General features: G+C 75.7%; 4 protein-coding genes. 3 read left to right on the forward strand and 1 reads right to left on the reverse strand.

Going from position 1 to position 4,910, the window contains the following annotated elements:
* A partial coding sequence (locus ICW40_RS20270) for a TIGR03085 family metal-binding protein (RefSeq protein ID WP_221655778.1) occupies positions 1-508 on the reverse strand: 508 nt, incomplete at its 3' end.
* Positions 509-513: 5 nt separating this feature from the next.
* On the opposite strand from ICW40_RS20270, the gene ICW40_RS20275 reads away from it, so the two are divergent.
* The 3 genes from ICW40_RS20275 to hisI all read left to right on the forward strand — a co-directional run.
* On the forward strand, positions 514-2,559 hold the full coding sequence (locus ICW40_RS20275) for an ABC transporter ATP-binding protein (protein ID WP_221655779.1): 2,046 nt from the start codon (positions 514-516) through the stop codon (positions 2,557-2,559).
* A 155-nt stretch (positions 2,560-2,714) separates the two neighbouring features.
* Complete coding sequence (locus ICW40_RS20280) at positions 2,715-4,466, forward strand: ABC transporter ATP-binding protein (protein WP_260459518.1); 1,752 nt, start codon at positions 2,715-2,717, stop codon at positions 4,464-4,466.
* Between the two features lie 25 nt (positions 4,467-4,491).
* A partial coding sequence (gene hisI, locus ICW40_RS20285) for a phosphoribosyl-AMP cyclohydrolase (protein ID WP_221655781.1) occupies positions 4,492-4,910 on the forward strand: 419 nt, incomplete at its 3' end.

Below are 4,910 nucleotides of genomic sequence, written 5' to 3' on the forward strand. Positions count from 1 at the left end.
GCTCGGTCGCCCTCGCCACGCGCGCCTCGCCCTCGGGCGTGCTGAGCACGACGCCGACGCCCGCGCGGCGGTACGCGAGCCGGCCCATGCGGCGCAGCTGACCCCACAGCGCAGCGGCGTGCTCGGCGGAGCGCTCGCGCGGCGGCGTCGCGGCCGTCGTCGTGCCGCGACGGACGTCCTCGGTGTGCACGAAGAGCTCGAGCAGGTTGACGGTGTCGCCGGCGAGGCGCATGGGGTGCCGGCGCGGCGGTCCGTCCGCGACCCGGGCGACGAGCGCCTCGAAGTTCGCGGGCGAGGCGGACCGGCTGCCGAGCGCCTGGATCGCCGCCTCCGCCCGTGCGGCGAGCGACGGCACGGCGGCGCCGGCCGCGACGAGGGACGACTCGCGCAGCGCCACGTGGGCCGCGAGGTGCTCGGTCCGCCAGCCCTCGCACAGCGTCGGGGCGCACGGCCCCGCCTCGCGGAGCGCGGTGACGAGGGCTGAGCGTTCGACTGCGTGGAAGGCCATGCCCCATGGTCACATGCAAGGATGGGACACCCCCTGACGTGACATGGAAGGACTGTGCCCGCGTGGGCTCGAATCGTTTCAACCCCTCGGGGCCGCAGCGTCGTGCGGAGCTCACGGGCGGTGCGGTGCGCCGCTCGCTCCAGCTCATCGCGCGCGGCATCGCGAGCCAGCCGCGCACCTACGTCTTCGCGATCCTGACGTCGGCGGTGTTCGGCGCCGCCATGGTGGGGGTCAGCGAGGCGCTCGGCATGGTGACCGACCGGGTCGTCGTCCCCGCGCTCGAGGGGGACGCCGACGCGCGCGAGGAGGTCTGGCTCGCCGGGCTCGTGCTCCTCGGCGTGGCGCTCACGCTCGCGACGGCCGTCGCCGGCCGCCGCATCTTCGCCGGCATGGGCGTCTCGGACATCCAGGCGGACCACCGGCGCGCCGTCACGCGGCAGTACCTGCGCCTGCCCATGTCGTGGCACCGCGCGCACCCGACGGGACAGCTGCTCTCGAACGCGAGCTCCGACGTCGAGGCCGCGACGGGCGTGTTCAACCCCCTGCCGTTCGCGCTCGGGGTCGTCGTGATGATCGGGGTCGCCGCGGTCGCGCTGCTCAGCACCGACGTGTGGCTCGCACTCACCGCGCTCGGGGTGCTCCCGCTCGCGGTGCTCGCGAACGTCGTCTTCCAGCGCCGCATGTCGCCCGCCGCGACCCGCGCGCAGCAGATGCGCGCCGAGGTCTCGGACGTCGCGCACGAGAGCTTCGAGGCCGCGCTGCTCGTGAAGTCGCTCGGCACGGAGGACCGCGAGGAGCGCCGGTTCGCCGAGCGGGCGGACACCCTGCGCCGGGCCAACGTGCGCGTGGGCCAGGTGCGTGCCGTGTTCGACCCGGTCATCGAGCTGCTGCCGAGCCTGGGGACGCTGCTCGTGCTGCTCGTGGGCACCTACCGCGTGGCCGCGGGGCAGGTCGGCACGGGCGACGTCGTCTCGGCCGCGTACCTCCTGACGATCATGGCGGTGCCCGTGCGCGCCTTCGGGTGGGTGCTCGGCGAGCTCCCGCGCGGGCTCGTCGGCTACGACCGCATCGCGCGCGTGCTCGACGCGCCGGGCGCGCTCGCGGTCGGCGCGACGCCCCTGCCCGCCACGCCGGCCGGCGCGCGCGTCCGCCTCGACGGCGTGGGCGTGCTCGTGCCGGGCGAGGACGGCCCGCAGCCGCTGCTCCACGACATCGACCTGGACCTCGCACCGGGACGCACCGTCGCGCTCGTGGGCGTCACGGGCTCGGGCAAGACGACGCTCGTCTCGCTGCTCGCGCGGCTGCGCGACCCCGACGAGGGCACCGTCTCGATCGACCGGGTCGACCTGCGCGACGTCCGGCCCGCGGACCTCGCGGCGCAGGTCGCGCTCGTCCCGCAGCACGCCTTCGTCTTCGAGGACAGCGTGCGCTCGAACGTCACGCTCGCCGACGACGGCGACCCGGACGCGCCCGACGACGAGGCCGTCTGGGCCGCGCTGAGGCTCGCCCGGGTGGACGGCGTGGTCCGCGCCCTGCCCGGCGGGCTCGACGCCCCGCTCGGCGAGCGCGGGGCGAACCTGTCCGGCGGCCAGCGGCAGCGCCTGGTCATCGCGCGCGCCCTCGTGCGCCGGCCACGCCTGCTCGTGCTCGACGACGCGACGTCGGCCGTCGACCCGCGGGTCGAGCAGCAGATCCTCACCGGGCTGCGCCGGAGCGCCGACCCCGGCCAGGACGGCACGTCGGGCGCGGCCCCGACGGTGCTCATGGTCGCCTACCGGATGTCCTCGGTCCTCCTGGCGGACGAGGTCGTGCACCTCGAGGACGGCCGGATCGCGGACCGCGGCACCCACGCGGAGCTGCTCGAGCGGGACCCCGGCTACCGCGAGCTCGCGACCGCCTACCTGCACGAGTCCGAGCGGCGGTCGTCCCTGCGCGAGCGGACCGGGGGAGAGCCGGACGACGAGCCGGACGACGACGCGCTGCTCCTGGCAGGCGGGACCGAGCCGGACCCGGCGGACCGGCCGACGACGAGCGGGGGGCGGACGCGATGAGCGGCACGACGCGCGGCGCACGCCGCGACGCGAGCACGGCCACGAACGCGAGCACGGCCACGAACGCGACCACGAACGCGACCACGAACGCGGCGGCCGCCGACGAGCGGGGGCGCGAGGGCGTCCGGCTCGAGCGGACGAGCGCCCTGGGACCGATGGCGACGCTGCGCCGCGGGCTCGAGGTCTCGCCCCAGATCGTCCAAGGCCTCTGGCTCACGGGGCTGCTGGCCGTCGTGGCCGCGGCCGGGCGCGTCGTCGTGCCCGTCGCGGTGCAGCAGACGATGGACACCGCGATCCTCGCGCCCGGCGGCCCCGAGACCGGCCGCGTGGTCCAGCTCGTCGGCCTCGCGGCGCTCGCCCTCGTGCTCGCAGGCCTGTGCTCGGCGCTCGTCAACATCCGGCTCTTCCGCAGCAGCGAGGCCGGCCTCGCGACGCTGCGCGTCCGCGCCTTCCGGCACGTGCACGACCTGTCCGCGCTGACCCAGGGCACCGAGCGGCGCGGCAGCCTCGTCTCGCGCGTCACGTCCGACGTCGACACCATCTCGTTGTTCGTGCAGTGGGGCGGCATCATGCTGCTCGTCTCGGTGCTGCAGATCCTCGTCGCGACGGCGCTCATGCTCGTCTACTCCTGGCAGCTCACGCTCGTGGTGTGGCTGTGCTTCGTCCCGCTGTTCCTCGTGCTCCGGCCGGCGCAGAAGCGCGTGAGCACGGCGTACGGGCTCGTCCGCGAGCGCGTCGGGGCGATGCTCGGGGCCATCTCGGAGGCCGTCGTCGGCGCCGAGACGATCCGTGCCTACGGCGTCGCGGGCCGCACCCAGCGCCGCATCGACGCGGCTGTGACGCGGACGCGCGACGCGATGGTGCGCGCCCAGGTCCGCGTCGCGCTCGTGTTCTCGAGCGGCTCGTTCGTGGCCAACGCGGTCCTCGCGGCCGTCGTGGTGGTCGGCACGCTGCTCGGCATCTCGGGCGACATCACGGTGGGTCGCCTGCTCGCGTTCCTCTTCCTCGTCCAGCTCTTCACCGGGCCGGTGCAGATGGCGACCGAGATCCTCAACGAGCTGCAGAACGCGCTCGCCGGGTGGCGGCGCGTGCTCGGCGTCATCGACACCGAGGTGGAGGTGGCGGACCCGGTGGGCGGTGGCCGCACGAGCCCGCGCGGGCCCGCGCAGGTCGAGCTCCGCGACGTCGCGTTCGCCTACCCCGACGGCCCGCCCGTGCTGCAGGACGTCGACCTCGTGCTGCCGGCGACCGCCAAGGTCGCCGTCGTCGGCGCGACCGGGTCGGGCAAGACCACGCTCGCCAAGCTCGTCACGCGCCTCGTCGACCCGGCCCGCGGGCAGGTGCTGCTCGACGGCGTGGACCTGCGGGAGCTCACGCTCGAGGACCTGCGCCGGCGCGTCGTCCTGGTCCCGCAGGAGGGCTTCCTGTTCGAGGGCACCATCGCGGAGAACGTGGCCTACGGCGCGCGCGTCGACGAGCTGCCGGACCGTGACGCCGCCGTCGCGCGGGCGTTCGCGGACCTCGGTCTCGCCGACTGGGTCGCCGACCTGCCGGGCGGGCTGAGCACCGACGTCGGCCAGCGCGGCGAGCGCCTGTCCGCGGGCGAGCGCCAGCTCGTGGCGCTCGCCCGCGCGCACCTCGCGGGCGCCGACTTCCTCGTGCTCGACGAGGCGACGTCGGCGGTCGACCCGGCGACCGAGGTGCGGATCGCGCGCGCGCTCGACCAGCTCACCGCCGGCCGCAGCACGCTGACGATCGCGCACCGGCTCTCGACGGCGGAGGCCGCCGACCTCGTCGTCGTCGTCGAGGAGGGGCGCGTCGTCCAGGTGGGTGCGCACGAGGAGCTGCTCGCGCAGGACGGGCCGTACGCCGCGATGCACGCGGCGTGGCTCGCGCAGACACGCTGACCGGGCGTCGTGGCAGGATCGGCGCGTGCCTTCGCCCACCCCCTCCTCCGGCCTGGACCCTGCCGTCGCGGCGCGCCTCGAGCGCAACGCCGACGGCCTCGTGTGCGCGGTCGTGCAGCAGCACGACACGCGTGAGGTGCTCATGGTCGGGTGGATGGACGACGAGGCGCTGCACCGGACGCTCACGACGGGCCGCGTGACCTTCTGGAGCCGTTCGCGTCAGGAGTACTGGCGCAAGGGCGACACGTCCGGCCACACCCAGCACGTGCGGTCCGTCGCGCTCGACTGCGACGGCGACGCGGTGCTCGTCCAGGTGGAGCAGGTGGGCCCGGCGTGCCACACCGGCACGCGGACGTGCTTCGAGGCCGGCGGCGACCTGGGCGCCGTGGTCGGCACCGCGCCCGGCGCGACCGAGGGCACCGCGCCCGGCGCGACCGAGGGCAC

This window comes from Actinotalea ferrariae (assembly GCF_019733465.1).
GTDB lineage: Bacteria > Actinomycetota > Actinomycetes > Actinomycetales > Cellulomonadaceae > Actinotalea > Actinotalea ferrariae_A.